The organism is Leptolyngbya sp. Cla-17 (assembly GCF_016807185.1).
In the GTDB taxonomy this organism is placed as follows: domain Bacteria; phylum Cyanobacteriota; class Cyanobacteriia; order Leptolyngbyales; family Leptolyngbyaceae; genus ULC077BIN1.
Map to the genome: position 1 here is coordinate 109,310 of NZ_JAEVYN010000003.1, position 16,865 is coordinate 126,174.

15 protein-coding genes and 1 pseudogene are annotated in these 16,865 nt (G+C 47.9%); 13 read left to right on the top strand and 3 right to left on the bottom strand.

The window, feature by feature from the left end:
- Positions 1 to 644: 644 nt before the first annotated feature.
- Positions 645 to 950 (bottom strand): hypothetical protein, encoded by a 306-nt coding sequence (locus tag JOY44_RS25240; RefSeq protein ID WP_171576334.1) that lies wholly within the window; start codon positions 948 to 950, stop codon positions 645 to 647.
- A gap of 3 nt (positions 951 to 953) precedes the next feature.
- Between JOY44_RS25240 and JOY44_RS32665 the strand changes: the two genes are divergently transcribed.
- Positions 954 to 1,877 (top strand): reverse transcriptase domain-containing protein, encoded by a 924-nt coding sequence (locus JOY44_RS32665; RefSeq protein WP_307822094.1) that lies wholly within the window; start codon positions 954 to 956, stop codon positions 1,875 to 1,877.
- Between the two features lie 99 nt (positions 1,878 to 1,976).
- Positions 1,977 to 2,786 (top strand): group II intron reverse transcriptase, encoded by an 810-nt coding sequence (locus JOY44_RS32670; protein ID WP_307822096.1) that lies wholly within the window; start codon positions 1,977 to 1,979, stop codon positions 2,784 to 2,786.
- A gap of 137 nt (positions 2,787 to 2,923) precedes the next feature.
- Here JOY44_RS32670 and JOY44_RS25250 read toward each other — a convergent pair whose 3' ends face one another.
- Positions 2,924 to 4,480: a GMC oxidoreductase gene (locus JOY44_RS25250; RefSeq protein WP_171576335.1), complete on the bottom strand. Its 1,557-nt coding sequence runs from the start codon at positions 4,478 to 4,480 to the stop codon at positions 2,924 to 2,926.
- Positions 4,481 to 4,799: 319 nt separating this feature from the next.
- Here JOY44_RS25250 and JOY44_RS25255 point away from each other — a divergent pair, with 319 nt between their 5' ends.
- The 8 genes and pseudogenes from JOY44_RS25255 to JOY44_RS25290 all read left to right on the top strand — a co-directional run bounded on the left by JOY44_RS25255 (position 4,800) and on the right by JOY44_RS25290 (position 11,474).
- Entirely contained in the window at positions 4,800 to 5,333 is a 534-nt protein-coding gene (locus tag JOY44_RS25255; RefSeq protein WP_171576336.1) for a DM13 domain-containing protein, read from the top strand.
- A gap of 211 nt (positions 5,334 to 5,544) precedes the next feature.
- Positions 5,545 to 6,342, top strand: a complete 798-nt coding sequence (locus JOY44_RS25260; protein WP_171576337.1) for a glucose 1-dehydrogenase — start codon at positions 5,545 to 5,547, stop codon at positions 6,340 to 6,342.
- Positions 6,342 to 7,166, top strand: coding sequence for an MIP/aquaporin family protein (locus JOY44_RS25265; protein ID WP_171576338.1), 825 nt, complete (start codon positions 6,342 to 6,344; stop codon positions 7,164 to 7,166). Before JOY44_RS25260 ends, JOY44_RS25265 begins: the two co-directional genes overlap by 1 nt.
- A gap of 82 nt (positions 7,167 to 7,248) precedes the next feature.
- Positions 7,249 to 8,568 carry a 2Fe-2S iron-sulfur cluster-binding protein gene (locus tag JOY44_RS25270; protein WP_171576339.1) on the top strand — a complete coding sequence of 440 codons (1,320 nt, stop codon included), beginning with the start codon at positions 7,249 to 7,251 and terminating at the stop codon, positions 8,566 to 8,568.
- Between the two features lie 98 nt (positions 8,569 to 8,666).
- Positions 8,667 to 8,882, top strand: a pseudogene (locus JOY44_RS25275) (GMC family oxidoreductase); the annotation flags it as partial.
- Positions 8,883 to 8,911: 29 nt separating this feature from the next.
- Complete coding sequence (locus JOY44_RS25280) at positions 8,912 to 9,787, top strand: hypothetical protein (protein WP_171576340.1); 876 nt, start codon at positions 8,912 to 8,914, stop codon at positions 9,785 to 9,787.
- Positions 9,788 to 9,789: 2 nt separating this feature from the next.
- A complete protein-coding gene (locus JOY44_RS25285; protein ID WP_171576341.1) occupies positions 9,790 to 10,899 on the top strand; it encodes a VOC family protein in 1,110 nt (369 codons plus the stop codon).
- Between the two features lie 23 nt (positions 10,900 to 10,922).
- On the top strand, positions 10,923 to 11,474 hold the full coding sequence (locus JOY44_RS25290; protein WP_171576342.1) for a Uma2 family endonuclease: 552 nt from the start codon (positions 10,923 to 10,925) through the stop codon (positions 11,472 to 11,474).
- Between the two features lie 136 nt (positions 11,475 to 11,610).
- Here JOY44_RS25290 and JOY44_RS25295 read toward each other — a convergent pair whose 3' ends face one another.
- The gene (locus JOY44_RS25295) at positions 11,611 to 12,282 is read right to left on the bottom strand and encodes a GIY-YIG nuclease family protein (RefSeq protein WP_171576343.1); all 672 of its coding nucleotides are present in this window, start codon (positions 12,280 to 12,282) and stop codon (positions 11,611 to 11,613) included.
- A 320-nt stretch (positions 12,283 to 12,602) separates the two neighbouring features.
- On the opposite strand from JOY44_RS25295, the gene JOY44_RS25300 reads away from it, so the two are divergent.
- The 3 genes from JOY44_RS25300 to JOY44_RS25310 all read left to right on the top strand — a co-directional run bounded on the left by JOY44_RS25300 (position 12,603) and on the right by JOY44_RS25310 (position 16,796).
- Positions 12,603 to 12,755, top strand: a complete 153-nt coding sequence (locus JOY44_RS25300) for a phage integrase N-terminal SAM-like domain-containing protein (protein ID WP_203032195.1) — start codon at positions 12,603 to 12,605, stop codon at positions 12,753 to 12,755.
- Positions 12,756 to 13,188: 433 nt separating this feature from the next.
- Positions 13,189 to 15,903, top strand: coding sequence for an MGH1-like glycoside hydrolase domain-containing protein (locus tag JOY44_RS25305; RefSeq protein WP_171576344.1), 2,715 nt, complete (start codon positions 13,189 to 13,191; stop codon positions 15,901 to 15,903).
- A 62-nt stretch (positions 15,904 to 15,965) separates the two neighbouring features.
- Positions 15,966 to 16,796, top strand: coding sequence for a cold shock domain-containing protein (locus tag JOY44_RS25310; protein WP_171576345.1), 831 nt, complete (start codon positions 15,966 to 15,968; stop codon positions 16,794 to 16,796).
- The last annotated feature ends 69 nt before the right edge of the window (positions 16,797 to 16,865 follow it).

The window sequence follows — 16,865 nt, forward strand, 5'->3', positions numbered from 1 at the left end:
TCCGATTGTTTCTGGGACAGTTTATGCTGTAAAAGCTTGATCTTACGTTGTTCTAGCTTTCTTACTGCAACTAGACCAAACACCGTAAGTGGGACAGTTTGTCCTTAGCGACCATTTTTTCTCGGCTGCTATACAAAGGCGTGATTCAATTCCAGAATCTTATACTACAAGCGTAATCTTGCAGACTTTAAGGACTCCAAAGCCCGGTCTCATCGTTGACTCATTGCTCGTTTCGCAACTATTCAAGCTCTACAAGCCTATTAGTAAAATGATGAGTTGCCTGACCGATTAGCAATTTTGGTAAGTATTGATACTTCTCTAGCGCATATGGCCCTTTTTTACACGAATCGTTGCGTGCGACTTGTTTCCGCTCAAATCGAGTCCTAAAGGACTAGAAATAAAGCGGAGTCAGGGTTCTGAACCTTGATAACTCATCTTTCGTGTGGTGCGTCCAGGTTGGACAATTCCAACTCCCCTAGTGCTGGGGTAACAGCGTAGCCCTCAAGTGTGCGACTGACCCTCAATCGCTTGAAGCAGGGCTAAAAGGCGGTCACTCGGAACCCGACCGGGAATCCCGTCGAGCAGAGCTAACCAAGGCTAACGAAAGTGAACCCACATTTGAACCATCGTTATCGTGAACAAGCCTACGCGGGTTTATGGGCTTGCCCAAAAGGGAAAGGATAACTGGCAGGCAGTTGCAACGCTGACCTGCAAGCACTCAGCAAGAAACCCGGTGGAGAGTGGGAGCCTACAGTCAGCGCAAAACGGAAGATGGGAACAAAGTAACCTCCCCGACCGCTCTCTGAATGGTCGATGTCAGAGCAGGTAGTCAGCCGCATGGGGTGGGGAGGAAGGATTGTCTCAGAAGCCAATGCCTCTGGGAAAGCCAGGGGATATGCAGACGGAGACACAGCCATTGGGAAGGTAGAGTTGTCAGTCGCAATAGACACGTCATGAGCGAGTTAACGACTACGTATGAATGGAAGTCCATCCCCTGGCGCAAGCTGGAGCGGAAGGTCTTTAAGTTGCAAAAGCAAATCTACCGAGCCGCTGGTCGTGGTCAACGAGCAAAAGTGCGCAGGCTTCAGCGACTCCTGATTCACTCTTGGGCAGCGAGAGTTCTGGCAATTCGACGAGTGACGCAAGACAATGCGGGCAAGAAGACAGCAGGCATCGACGGCTTAAAGTCGCTTCCACCGAATCAACGGCTGAAACTTGCCCAACGTCTTCAGTCTGGTTGGAGCAAAGCCTCTCCCATGCGTCGGGTCTGGATTTCTAAACCGGGCAACCGGGAAGAACTCAGACCGCTGCATATTCCAACTCTAGAGGATAGGGCAAGACAAACTCTATTTAAGCTAGCGTTGGAACCCCAATGGGAAGCTAAGTTCGAGCCATACTCGTTCGGCTTTCGCCCAGGGCGCTCCTGTCACGATGCAATCATGGCGATCTACCTCCAGGTTTGTCATCAACCGAAATGGGTTTTAGATGCCGATCTGGCAAAGTGTTTCGACACGATTGCGCAACAACCTTTGTTGAAGAAGCTGAACGCTAGCCCGTTTGTCACTCGACAAATCCGAGCTTGGCTGCGGGCAGGGGTAATGGACAACTTCCAATTCAGTGAAACGCCTCAAGGCGTTCCACAAGGCGGTAGTCTCTCTCCCTTACTAGCGAATGTGGCCTTGCATGGCATGGAAACCTATATTGCCCGCTATTGCAAGGGGGCAAGGGTGATCCGCTATGCCGACGACCTGGTGGTCATCCATCCGGAACGACAGGTCATTGAACACGCTCAACAACTCCTCTCCAGGTGGTTGGAAAAGATGGGATTGGCATTCAAGCCAAGTAATACCAATTTAAAGAGTATTCAAGGCAGATAGGGCATCAAGGATGAAGGGATAACCTGTGACGGAAGCAACTTTTGCCCTCTACTCAATTTAAATTGGTATAAGACCCGCATTTGCCACACCCTCGAATCTGTGGATGGGCAGGTCGGGTTTGACTTCCTGGGTTTCTCTATTCGGCAATATCGAATGAGCAAATATAAATCCGGGCGGTCAATGAAAGGCTATAAGACACTGATACAGCCCAGCAAAGCAGCCATGCAGAGACACCTTCAGCGATTGCAGAAGGTGATTAGAAGCCACAAAGCAGCCCCACAAGTTGCTTTGATTCAACACCTTAACCCGATGATTCGGGGATGGTCGGCTTACTTCTCTGCGCAGTGTAGCAAGGCGGCTTACTCCAAGCTGGATTACTTGCTCTACCAAAAGCTGCGAGCCTGGGCACAGCATCGCCATCCCAACAAGAGTGGACAATGGCGAGCCAGTCGTTACTGGCTAGTCAATCAAGGAGGAGGATGGGTCTTTGCGGCCCAGCAGGGAGAGAACCCGGTGCGGCTTCGTACTCACGTTCAAACTCCCATTGTTCGGCATGTCAAAGTTCAGGGCAGTCGCAGTCCTTTCGATGGGGACTGGAGTTACTGGGGAACCCGCAGGGGCAAACACCCAGAACTCTCCACGCGGATTGCCAAACTGCTGAAGCGGCAACAGGGAAAATGCTCACATTGCGGATTGTGCTTTAAGTCAGATGACCTGCTGGAAGTCCACCATGTGGACGGCAAGCATCAAAATCATCAATGGGACAATCTGACACTATTACATCAGCATTGCCACGACCAGGTTCATTCCGGTATGCATGACAAGCACCCAATGGTTGAGGAGCCGGATGAAGCGAAAGGTTCACGTCCGGTTTTGCAGACGAGTCGGACGGGTGACCGTCCGGCTTAGTCTAACCATACGCCTAAGTTGAATGAATGTAGTTTTTAGTGGTGTCATTTGGTATGTTTCTAGCCAAGGATTCAATGACAATCTGATCCTTGTACATTTGATGGGATAAAAACCAAAGATGCCTGAATATCATGCTCTCATCCTATCAATTCAATCAAATGATCACCCACTCGCAGTGCATTCGCAATAATTGTCAGCGTAGGATTCACAGCGGCACTTGAGCGGAAGAAACTCCCATCCACCACATAGAGATTATCCACGTCATGGGTGCGGCAGTTGAGATTTAGCACTGAGGTGGTGGGATCTTCGCCAAAACGGCAGGTTCCGCACTGGTGGGCAACTCCTTGCAACGATAGCTTTTTGCGGAAATAGAAGGACGCAGGAATAATTTGCTCACCGCAGTTAATGCTTTTGAGGACTCCGATCCATCGATTTAAAAGGCGATTGTAAGCTTCAGTATTGTTTTCAGTGTAACTCAATTGAATTGAATCACCGTGCAACGTGACGCGATTATTTGGCTCCGGTAGGTCTTCCGCCGTCAGCCACCAATCGACTGAGTGAGATGCGATCGCCTCAAAAGCATGCTGTTCTCGAAACGACAGACCCAGCACTGAAGGAGATTCCTGGGCAATCATGTCGGCATTGATTTTGCCTAGCAATTGCACATGACCCATCGGATAATCAAAATCCTCATCCCCCCAGTAAAAATCATTGACTGCTAATGTTTTCTGAAAAGTCGTCAAATTCGATTTTCTGGTGACTCCAATAATGGCTCCGTTCTGGTGCTTCATTAAGTTCCTACCAACCTGATCGGAACTATTTGCCAGCCCATTGGAATGTTGGTCATTAGCTGATTTCAATAGCAGAGCAGCAGAATTAATGGCACCACAGGCAACCACGACAATATCACTTGAAAACAAATGACTTTCGCCATTCATTTCGACTTCTACGGTTGTGACTTCTCGCCCTGAAGGGCTGGTGTGTAATCGCGTGACCGTTGCTTCCGTCAGCAGCGTGACATTGTGATATTGCTCGGCTGGACGGATACAGTTGACATCCGCATCCGCTTTTGCATCTACCAAACAGGGAAAACCATCACAGGTATTGCAGCGAATGCAGGCACTCAAACGGCGATTCACTTCATTTAACTTAATTGCTAACGGCAGATAAAAGGGATGGTAGCCCTGATGCTGCAATGACTCGTGAATCTCCTGAATGCGTGGTTCATGCCTGATAGCGGGATGGGGATAAGCCTCGCTTGCAGAAGGCTCTGTTGGGTCTATCCCGCGCTGACCATGCACTTCGTAAAGCTGTTCTGCCTGGGTGTAATAAGGCTCAAAGTCTTTGTACTTAAGTTGCCATTCGGGAGAGATGCCACCCTTGTGGATCACCTGATCAAAATCCTGTTCTCGCCAACGGAATAGGGCACCGCCGTAGACTTTGGTGTTGCCACCCACAAAGTAACCCACTCCGGGATGAATTGCCTGTCCTTTGTTGTCATACCAGATTTCTGAGGTATGGTAACGGTCTTTCTGTACAACTTGCACGGTGTCCCAGTTCTCTTTCTCTCTGGGCAAGAATGGTCCTCGCTCCAGGATCAAAATCTTTTTGCCCGTGGGCGCGAGACGATAGGCAAGAGTGCCACCGCCTGCGCCAGTACCGACGATAATCAGGTCGTAATGGGATGTAGTCATAGGGGTGATGGGGGTGATCGTTTATCTGTCACTGTTGGCAGTGAATAGGGTAGATGCTTTGATTGCACGCACCCGGCGGCTGTTGAAATTCAAAAACTAATCCTGCCTGTCCGCCTGACTGTGAAAAATCACTGAGTGTCTCCACTCAAACTGATCTAAATGAGAGTTTCCTGAAAAGCGTCTAAAAGTTTTTGCGTTGAAATATCAGTTTTTTAGACTGATTTCCTTAGGCACTTATCATTTGACGATCGCCACTTCCAGTCACAATAAATGCATCTGAAAACACAAACATCCCAATGTCATACTGAGGAAGTTTCTGATGAAATTAAAGCGTTGGGTAACGTTCGGTCTGGTTTCTCTAATGCTAGTCGGTTGTGCCGGAGAAGCTGCTAAACAACAGACCACTGAAAATTCCACTCCTGTAGCCACCACTCCTCCTGCACAATCGGCTCAATCAGAGTCAATTGCCCAATCAACGAATACTGCAAAGCCAACAACTGTTAGATCTGGAAGCTTTGCCCCCGGAGAACATCCCACTCAAGGAGTGGCTCGCATTATCACTCAAGCTGGCAAAGCATTTTTAGAACTTGATGAGGCATTTAAGACCTCCGATATGGGACCAGATCTGGTTGTGATTTTGCACCGTTCCAGTGATGTACTCGGTTCCACTAAACCACCTGCATATCCATTAAAGGAAGGCGATTATGCGCTTCTGGCACCCTTGCAAAAATTTAGTGGTGCTCAACGGTACGCTATTCCTACGAATGTCAACTTAACAGAATACGAATCTGCTGTTATCTGGTGCCGCAAGTTCAACGCAACTTTTGGGGCTGCCAAATTGGCTAGTCAATAGTTATTGGTCAGTAGTTAGCAGTCATTGATATCTTATAAAACGCAAACGACAAATAACTAACGATAAGTGACAAATAACATCTATAACAGTGCTAAATGATTGGTGAACATTGAGGAATGATTGTTAGTAGTCATTGGTCATTGGTCATTAGTTACCGCCCAATGAGTAAGGTTTCACAATCAAATAGGATCGCTATATAAGGAGATCACTCATGACACTCGAAGGTAAAGTTGCTCTAGTTACAGGCGGTAGTCAAGGGATTGGACAGGGAATTGTCCTCCGGCTTGCACAGGCGGGAGCTGATGTTGTGATCAACTATCGCTCTCACCCGGAAGGCGCTGAGGAAACTCTGGAGAAGGTGAAGGAGATCGGTGGCAAGTGCTATATGGCAGAGTGCCCTCACTCCCGTGGTCACACAATTCAAGCCGACTTGGGTAGTGTGGATATGGCGCGGGAACTGATCACAGAAAGCATTGGACATTTTGGCAAGCTCGATATTTTAGTCAACAATGCTGGCATCGAAAAACATGCTCCCTTTTGGGAAGTCACTGAAGCAGATTACGATGCGGTACTGAATGTCAATTTGAAGGGTGTGTTTTTTGCCACACAGGCGTTTGTGAAACATCTGCTGGAAACTAAACGACCCGGCAAAATCATCAACATCAGTTCTGTCCATGAGGATTTGCCTTTCCCCAATTTCACGGCATACTGCGTCAGCAAAGGTGGCATGAAGATGTTTACCCGAAATCTGGCAGTGGAATTGGGCGCGCTGGGCATCACGATTAACAACGTAGCTCCAGGGGCAATTGAAACTCCAATTAATACCAAGCTGCTAAATGACCCAGAAAAGTTAGGTGCATTGCTCAAAAACATTCCACTGGGTCGTTTAGGACAACCACAAGACGTGGCTTCTCTCGTTGCCTTCTTGGCTTCATCTAATGCGGACTACATCACAGGCAGCACGTTCTTTGTAGATGGTGGGTTGCTTTGGAATTATCAGGAGCAGTAATGAACGTTCTACGCCGCCATTATCCGGAATATTTGATGGAAGCTGCGGGTCTGGGACTTTTTATGATTTCTGCCAGTATCGTCACAGCAGTCCTGGAGCATCCAGCCTCGCTGATTCATCAGGCAATTACTGACCCACTCCTACGCCGTTTTATCATTGGGGTAGCGATGGGATTAACGGCGATCGCCATCATCTATTCCCCCTGGGGTAAACAATCCGGAGCACACATCAATCCTGTTGTCACCCTCACCTTCTTCCGACTTGGCAAGATTAAACGAATGGATGCCCTCTTCTACATCGTGGCGCAATTTGTCGGTGCCTTGTTGGGAGTGTTCTTGGCAGCGAAGATTCTGGGAGATGCGATCGCTCATCCCACCGTCGATTATGTCGTCACCATTCCTGGAGCCGGGGGAGCAGGGATTGCATTTCTAGCAGAACTCATCATTTCCTTTGGTGTCATGATGATGATTCTGGTGGTTTCAAATACACCCAAACTGGCGCGCTTTACTGGGATATTTGCAGGGATGTTAATTGCCATCTATATCACCTTAGAAGCTCCCCTATCGGGCATGAGCATGAACCCTGCCCGCACATTAGCCTCGGCAATTCCTGCTCACAACTGGACAGCCATCTGGGTTTATTTCACTGCACCGTTGTTGGGGATGTGGTCAGCCTCTGAGGTCTATGTTCGGTTGAGGGGAAGGAAAGCAGTACGCTGTGCCAAACTCCACCATCACAACAATAAACGCTGTATCTTCCGCTGTGGCTATCGAGAGCAAGCTATGGGTAATGGATCGCAGATGTTGAGCGACAAATTGGTGTAGAGGTTAGTCATTTGTTGCCTGGTCTTCTATTTTCCAATCGCCGCTGGATAGCCGCCAACTCAGTATTCATCAGGAGTGAAGTATGTTTGAAAGTCTGGAAAGAATTCAAAATCCATTCGTCAGAAGTTTAACCGCAGCATTTACAACTCTCTCGGTGATTACCCTCACGTCTGCGATCGCGATTGGAGTAACAAAGTCGAAAGACGAATCTGCCTACAAGACAGCCGTATACGCGTCTTTCATTGGAGCAGGGTGTGGTGCATTGTTTGGCTTTGCTTCTAAAAGTAAGGGGAATCAGCGAACTGCCCAACCCACTCAAACCACCGACAGCACCATCTGGAAAGACTGGCGCAACTTTGTGGTTGTTCGCAAAGTCAAAGAAAGTGAGGAAATTACGTCCTTCTATTTGCAGCCAGAAGATGAGGGCAACATTCCCAACTTCCAACCAGGGCAATTTTTGACCATTAAGCTGGATATTCCCGGACAGGCAAGACCGGTGATTCGTACCTATTCGCTATCGGACTATCCCGAACCTTGCAATTATTACCGTTTATCGATTAAACGGGAACCGATGCCCCCAGGATTAGATGTGATGCCGGGAATTGCATCCAATTTTATGCATGATCAGGTTCATGAAGGTTCAGTGATTCCAGCAAAACCACCCGGCGGTAAGTTTATTCTCGATGTGCAAAAGGCTATACCTGCGGTGCTAATCAGTAATGGTGTTGGTATTACACCCATGATAAGTATGGCAAAAGCATTGGCTTGTCTCAATCCAAACCGTCCCCTCTGGTTTCTACATGGTGCGCGTGATGGCAGCTTCCATGCCTTTCGAGAAGAGGTGGATGAGATCGCAGCACAAAATCCCAATCTAACGGTTCATTATGCCTACAGTCGTCCGAAAGGGGAAGATACTGGTTATTACCACAGTACTGGCTATGTGGATGTTGACTTAATTCAATCCTTGGTTATACAAGAAGCAGAGTACTTTCTATGCGGTTCGCCTCCATTTCTAGAATCGATTCGCGCAGGCTTGAAAGATGTCGGTGTACCTGAAAGCCGAGTCTTTTTTGAGATGTTTACAAAAGCAAGTAAGACAGCCAGCGATCGCCCAATTGCTGAAGTGAATGATGACAATGTTGAAGCAGCGGAAATTGTCTTTGCCCAATCGAATCAAACAATTACCTGGCAAGCTGATGCTGATAGCATTCTGGAATTTGCCGAAGCAAATGATTTGAATCCTCCCTACAGTTGTCGTCAAGGGATCTGTGGCACTTGCGAGTGCAAAATTTTAGAAGGTGAAGTGGAGTACCAAACAACTCCCACAGCAACTGTTGAGGATGGTTCGGTACTGATTTGCATCTCTAAACCCAAAACCTCAAAAGTTGTCCTTGATTTGTAGGAGCAGGTTTAGACAAACGAGTTGCGATCTGGCTAGATGCTTGCCAAACCTCCTACTCTTACTTCGTGGATGCGGGTCAAACCTATACAGGCAGGTTGCCGCTAGATGGCGTTGGGCATCAGGTTGGCACCTGTCGGTTTGGCGACGATCCCACTACCTCAGTGCTAGATCTGAATTGCCGTACCCATGATATTGACAACCTCTACATTACCGATGGGAGCTTCTTCTGCTCCAGTGGCGCAGTGAATCCAACTTTGACCATTATTGCCAATGACCTACGAATCGGAGAGCATCTCATTGATCGCATGAAATAGGACAACGATTAATCAACGGAGTAAGAACAATGAACGAATGGCAGGCGATCGCTAAAATTCCCCCCGCTGAATTAGTAGAAAGTAGGCTGCAACTGCATTATGCCATCCAGTTTATTGCAGCTACAGGCGCGGCATTGGCAGAACCGCTCCCGGATTACAGCCATACTAGTTTGGCATGGCATCCGGTTTTAGAAGTGTTTGTTGGCTCTGCCATTCAAGCAGCAAAGCCGTTTCAGGTGGCACTTGATCCAGTCAGCCTCACATTAATTGTGTTGGATCAGCAGAGTGAAACGATCGCCTCTTTCCCATTGCCTGAAAAAACAATGGCAGCAGGACTGATCTGGCTTCAACAAGAGCTTTCTCAACTGGGTGTAGATGCCAGCAAGATTGTGTTTCTGGATTATCCCCATGATGACTTTCCCGATCATCCCCTTGCCCACGGTGCGGATTTTGATGCCAGTCAACCATTGGTCTTAAGCGAGTTGACAAACTACTATGCCAATACTGATCTGCTCTTTCAGGCAATCATTGCAACGACAGAGGATGCAACTGCTGCCCGGATCTGGCCGCATCACTTTGATATGGCAACGCTGATCATGCTTCCCGGCACTAAAAACGGTAGCCCGCTCACCGTCGGAGTGGGATTATCGCCCGGAGACACCAGTTATCACGAACCGTATTGGTACGTGTCTCCTTACCCCTATCCAGACGCAGTCAGCCTTCCTGCCCTTGACGGTCATGGTTTTTGGCACACTCAGCATTGGGTTGGGGCTGTACTGCCTGCTTCCCGACTCGCTGAGTCCGTCAGTGCTGAAGCCCAACAGCAGCAGGTTGAGGCGTTCTTACATACTGCATTGAGCACATCAATTGCTCTCCTCAAGCCCGAATCGCCTGCTGAGGTTTGAAGATGCCGACACAATTCACTGAAACATTCAAACGATCGCTCCTCGGTGCGGTTGCCTTTGCAGTGATTGTTGCGACATCGCAACTTCAGGCAGGCTCCCAAACACCTCGGCAGAGCGCTGCCGTCCTGACTCAATTAGCTCAACGACAGACAGTGCAGAACGCTGTCATTGCCGTAGAATCGGTGGGCATGACGGTTTCAGATATGGATCAGGCAGTCGATTTCTACTCCAATGTCTTATCTTTTAAGAAAGTTTCAGATGTAGAAGTCTTGGGTGCAGAGTATGAGCAACTGCAAGGACTATTTGGAGTGCGGTTACGGGTCGTTAAGCTGCAACTCGGCAATGAATTGATTGAGTTGACGGAATACCTGACACCAAAAGGACGACCGATTCCTATTGATTCGCGCAGTCACGATCGCTGGTTTCAACATATTGCGATCGCGGTGAGGGATATGGACACAGCCTATCAACACTTGCGCAAGTACAAAGTACAACATGCTTCCACCGCTCCCCAGCGTATTCCTGACTCCAATCAAGCTGCCGCAGGCATTCGCGCCTTCTACTTCAAAGATCCAGATGGGCACAATTTAGAAATTATTTATTTTCCACCGGGAAAGGGCGATCCAAAATGGCAGCAACCAACAAACCAGCTTTTCTTAGGCATTGACCACACGGCAATCGTGGTTTCCAACACAGCCGCCAGCCTCAAGTTCTATCGCGATTTGCTTGGTCTGAAAGTGGCAGGGGAAAGCATAAATTACGGCACTGAGCAGGAACATCTTAACAATGTGCAAGGAGCACGATTGCATATTACTGGGTTGCGTTCTCCCAATGGACCTGGCATTGAGTTTTTGGAATACCTGGAACCGAAAGATGGGCGATCGCTCCCTGCGGATGCCAAACCGAATGATTTACTGCACTGGCAAACGACGCTGGTGGTAAAGGATGTAGCAGCGATCGCTGATCGGCTACAGCTCCATCAAACTACCTTTATTTCTCCCCATGTTGTCACTCTTCCTCAGCAACCATTAGGTTTCAAAAAAGGGCTTCTGGTACGCGATCCAGATGGTCATCCACTGCGTTTAATTGAGAAGACCACTATGCTAAAGTGAAGCCATCGCCAGAGAAACCAGCCATGACAGTCACAACCGTTAAGTGGAGTCTGGATGACTATCACCGCATGATTGCAGCGGGTATCTTAGCCGATCGGCGGGTAGAACTGCTGAAAGGAGAAATTGTTGAAATGGCAGTTGAAGGCGAACCCCATGCCTACGCTCGCAATGAGGCAGATGAATACCTCACAGAGGTGCTAGGAAGCCGCGCCAAGATTCGTCAGGACAGCCCGATTACGCTACCCAATGACTCGGAACCAGAACCAGATATTGCGATCGTGCAGCGGCTGGGACGCGAATATAGATCGCACCATCCCTATCCTGAAAATATCTTTTGGCTAATCGAATATGCCGAGTCTTCGTTGGAAAAAGACTTAGAGGTCAAAAGTAAGGTCTATGCCGAGGCTGGTATTCCAGAATATTGGGTTGTGAACTTGAAAGCAATGCAACTCGTTGTGTTTCGCGATCCACAGAATGGTGCATATGCCTCCCAACAAAACCTCATCAGTGGAACAATTAACCCACTGGCTTTCCCTGATTTGGCGATTGTCATTGAAGCTATCTTAAATCCCTAGCGATAGCAGTTGCAGGTACTTTAACCCTCTAACGGTTTGGGTCAGCTGTTGCCAGAGTCTTTGCATTTAACCCAAGCGGCTTTGGTCAATCCGCTGCACCCGAATTGTTAGGTGGTTGCTTTTACAACATATTAAATTATCGAGAGCGACGCTGCTCAAGTTTCCCTCCCTCTTCCCATTCATATGCTATCTGATTACAAGCTTCGCTAGTGAAGAGAGGCGCACCAGTCATTATTAGGTCGTAATCATCTAACTCATTAAGAAAACGAGTAGCATTTACCTGAATAGGAACTGTCGTTGGAAACATCTCTCCACCATCAGCCCCAAAAATTGAGAGATCCATTCGTTCAACAATTTGATCCCTCGCCTTTGGATAAGTTAAACGAGTAATTTCTAAGAAACATATATCTGTCAGTTGAACAATTGCTATGGAAATAATATTTTGCTTTAAGTAACTCCCATACTTTTGTTCAATACTCGATAAAATCTCTACTTTATGTAATGGAGCTTCGTTACAAATTTTATAAGCTGCCGCAGTTTCTTGAAGGGCACGCACAGCTTCACGAACTGGTACGCGGAAGAACTCTCGATCTCCGCTAGTGCGATAAGCAGCAAATCTATTATGTAAGATATCTTCCACAACCTCGTAATTAGACACTAACTCGTCATAAACCACAAGAAAAGGTGTCGGAACTCCAGTAGTTCGTAATTGTTTTGCCCTAAGCTCAACAGTTTTTTCTGTTCTTCCAATTTTTACTTGGTCGGGAAATGACGGATTGAGCAAAACATAAACAAAACCTTGAGCCATAGCTGCGCTTAGAACAAGAGTCGAAACAAGAAACTACAAAATATGGTTATTCCTATTCTATAAGAAGAACATTGCTAGCTACCTAAAGCTAACTACCCAACAGTGATCTTACGGTAATGCCCCAACATGGAGATAAAGCCACCTAAATATTCATAGACTGAAAGTTTCTGCCTAAGATCCTGTAGTGGGTAGATAGGCAGAATAATTCGGCATAACACCCCAAATCTAGCACTTGGGTAGAATCTTTCCGCACAATACCCTGCTGAAGGTGGATCGGCAGAATCTTTCCGCCTATTTTCAGGTTGACTATGGATTCAAACATGCGTACTATCAAACGCACCGTGCAGTCCGCCTCTACACTCGCTAGGCAAGAGCGCCCAAAGAAACTGCTGAATCAGATACGAAATGCCATTCGGCTCAAGCACTATGCCTACCGTACTGAAGAAACTTACGTGCAGTGGATTCGACGTTAATTGGCTTACTCATTCTGCCTATTTGCTTTTGCATTTCAATCGATCTCGCACTTATTTAGTGTTTTCCGCAAACAAAAAGGCTCTTTGCTTACTCATTTCAGTCGATCGCACATTCATCACAGCGATCGCTGGCAAGGAGTCGTGAATAGTTGAACATTCAAACGGGTTAAACTCAGTACAGAACGATCTTTGGCAGTGAGCACTCCGCCCTTTCAGCCTCTCCTCAGCAACGTCTTATTTGATCGTGTTGTTTCTTCAGGTGTGCCTCAGGTAGATCGCTTTTAATTAGAGTGAGCCTCCAGGTTGCAATCCTGAGAGCGATTGTAGTGTTTTGTTTGACACCGTTTTGTATGGCATAGTGCGATCGCTCCCAACCTCAGTTTGCAAACCAATGAAGCGGTAAACCCTATTTTGGTATGAGGACGTACCCATTATGGCAGCGCAAACTCAAGAAGAAATTCGCTTGGCAGAAGCGATCGCCCATACAGCACACTGGCGCAGATGGGGACCCTACTTGAGCGATCGCCAGTGGGGCACGGTGCGCGAAGATTATAGTCAGCATGGCACTGCCTGGGACTATTTCTCCCATGATCAGGCACGTTCGCGCGCGTACCGCTGGGGTGAAGATGGGTTATTGGGCATTTCCGATAACCATCAACGACTGTGTTTTGCGATCGCCCTGTGGAATGGTGAAGATTCCATCTTGAAAGAGCGTCTGTTTGGTCTCACAGGTAACGAAGGTAATCATGGGGAAGATGTCAAAGAATACTATTTTTACCTGGACAATACCCCGACGCATTCATATATGAAGGCGCTTTATAAATATCCGCATACAGCCTTTCCCTATGACCAACTGGTAGCAGAAAACCGTCGCCGAGATCGACATCAGCCAGAGTTTGAGCTGCTAGATACAGGTATATTTGACGAAAATCGCTACTTCGATGTGTTTGTGGAATATGCCAAGAGATCGGCTGAAGATGTGCTGATCCAAATTACCATCATCAATCGAGGGGCAGAAGCAAAAACGCTGCATTTGCTGCCCACGCTCTGGTTCCGCAATACCTGGTCATGGGATGGTAAATCAGACAAACCAACCTTACAAGCCCTTCATTCTGACGATGACAGCACTCTGATTGAAGCCTTTCATCCGACCTTAGAGAAACGATGGTTCTATGCAGAGGGAAAGGCAGAGGTTCTCTTCACAGAAAATGAGACCAATAGTGAGCGCCTTTTCGGACTGCCCAATGCCTCCGCTTACGTGAAAGATGGCATTCATGAGTATCTTGTGCAGGGCCGCAAAGAAGCGGTGAATCCCGCTCAAACAGGTACAAAAGTGGCTGTTCATTACCTCTTGACACTCTCGCCAGGAGAAACCAAAACCATTCAGCTACGCCTTAGTGATGTGCCCAATTTAGCACAACCGTTAGGGCATGAATTTAACGCCGTCTTTGCGGCACGGAAGCAGGAAGCCGATGCGTTTTATCAGCGCATCACGCCCTTCCCTCTCAGTGAAGATAGGCGAAATGTCCAGCGGCAAGCCTTTGCAGGTATGTTGTGGTGTAAGCAGTATTACCACTACATTATCGAAGACTGGTTGAAAGGCGATATCACTGCACCAAAACTGCCAATAGAACGCAAGCGGGGCAGAAATCGCGAGTGGTTCCATTTCTACGCTGATGATATTCTCTCCATGTGTGACAAGTGGGAATATCCCTGGTTTGCTGCCTGGGATCTGGCTTTCCACTGCATTACCCTGTCCATGATTGATCCTGATTTTGCTAAATATCAGTTGGATGTGCTGACGCGGGAATGGTATATGCATCCCAATGGGCAAATTCCCGCCTATGAATGGGCGTTTGGCGATGTCAATCCACCCGTTCATGCCTGGGCAACCTGGCGGGTTTATCAGATGGAGCAAAAGATCTATGGCAAGAGCGATCGCCAGTTTCTAGAGCGTGTCTTTCAAAAGCTCATGCTCAATTTCACCTGGTGGGTGAATCGCAAGGATACCAAAGGCAACAACGTTTTTCAGGGTGGCTTTCTGGGACTGGATAACATTGGCGTGTTCGATCGCAGCGCTGCACTCCCAACAGGGGGACATATTGACCAATCCGATGGCACCAGTTGGATGGGGATGTATTGCCTTAATATGCTGACGATTGCCCTAGAATTGGCAAAAACCAATCCTGTCTACGAGGACATCGCCACCAAGTTCTTTGAACACTATCTCTACATTGCCGATGCCATGAACCACATTGGCGAGATGGAAGACTCGCTTTGGGATGAAGCCGATGGTTTCTACTATGATGTACTCCATTTGCCGGACGATCTCCAGATTGAAATGAAGGTGCGATCGATGGTTGGGTTAATTCCCCTGTTTGCCGTTGAAACAATCGCACCAGAAACTCTGCAACAGTTACCTAACTTCAAGAAACGCCTGGAATGGTTCATCCAAAATCGTCCTGACCTCCGGCGCAATGTGGCGTGTATGGAAACACAAGGGATGGGTGCAACTCGCTTGCTGGCGATCGCCTCCCAGGACAAGCTCAAACGCATTCTACAAAAAATGCTGGATGAGTCCGAATTCTTTGGCGAATACGGGATTCGAGCCGTCTCCCGCTATCACGCTGATCATCCCTATATCTTTTATGCCAACGGGATGGAGTGCCGCGTCGATTATGAACCCGCCGAATCCACCAGTGGCTTGTTTGGTGGCAACTCCAATTGGCGCGGTCCCGTCTGGTTCCCAGTGAATTATTTGCTGATTGAATCGCTGCAAAAATTCCATCATTATTTGGGCGATGACTTTAAAGTAGAGTGTCCGACAGGTTCTGGACACATGCTGACGCTCCAGGAAGTGGCATCTGCCTTATCCGAACGGCTCACTCGCATCTTTCTGAGAAACCCAGCGGGCGATCGTCCCGTTTATGGCGGTACTGAGCAGTTTCAGACCGATCCGCATTGGCGCGATTTGATCCTGTTCTATGAATATTTCCACGGCGACAATGGAGCGGGTATTGGTGCCAGTCATCAAACGGGCTGGACTGGCTTGGTGGCTCAACTCATTCAGGAATTTGGCGAATACGAGGGGCAATCTCCATCACCGAACGCTGAAGTGGAGAGTGTTAAAGCGCTAGCCCATCCTTAGAAAGCTGAATGCAAGCTAACGGATGATTATTATGTTGGGTATGCCTTGTGGGAGAACCAGTGATGACAACGAATCTTCAAGTGGGCGATCGCTTCCCCGATTTTGTTTTGCCCAATCACCAGAATGATCAAACACAGCTTTCTCGTTTCACACAACCGGGTCTGATGGATCAAACGCTAGGTTTCCTGGATGGTTATCCACTCATTCTGGTGTTTTATCGAGGCTTTTTTTGCCCACGAGATCGTCAACAGTTTCGCCAGCTTGTGCAATTTCAAGAGGAATTAGCAGTCAACTATGGCAAACTTGCTGTGGTAAGTGCCGATCCACCGCTCGTGCAAGCTGCCTTTCGGGCGGGTTTGGAGGCACAGTGGCAATTTCTAGCGGATGAACAGCGAACCATCATCAAACAGATCAACATCTTGGATGAAACGGAAGGAGAGTATGCCTACCGTGCTCAGCCTTACACATTTGTCCTGCGTCCGAATCTAACAATCCACAAAATCTACAATGGCTGGTTTTTTGTTGGGCGACCGACGATCGAAGAACTGCGACACGATCTGCGGACACTAATGGAAACGCGATCGGACTACCGCTACGAGTCATACAACACTCCCGATGTGAAGCAAATCCGCATTCCCCAACAAGATTGGCTTGATGGGGCACCACCCTTGGGCACGAACGGTTTAACGGTTGGGCAAGGCATCATTCGCTGGTTTGATCTTCAGTCAGGTAACGGCATGATTGTCAGAGATGATACGAATGACGAGATCTTCTTCAATTTCACAGCCATTCCCGGTGAAGGTTATCGCACACTGCAAGTAGGCACATTCGTCAAATTTGAGTTAGTTGAAAATAAAGCGGGGTTGACTGCTCGCAATATTCAAAAGCAATGAAAACGTTAGTCTTCATGGTCTACAAAAGCTAATGTTTCTACTCAAGACTTTAGTTACGTGTCTCCTAAA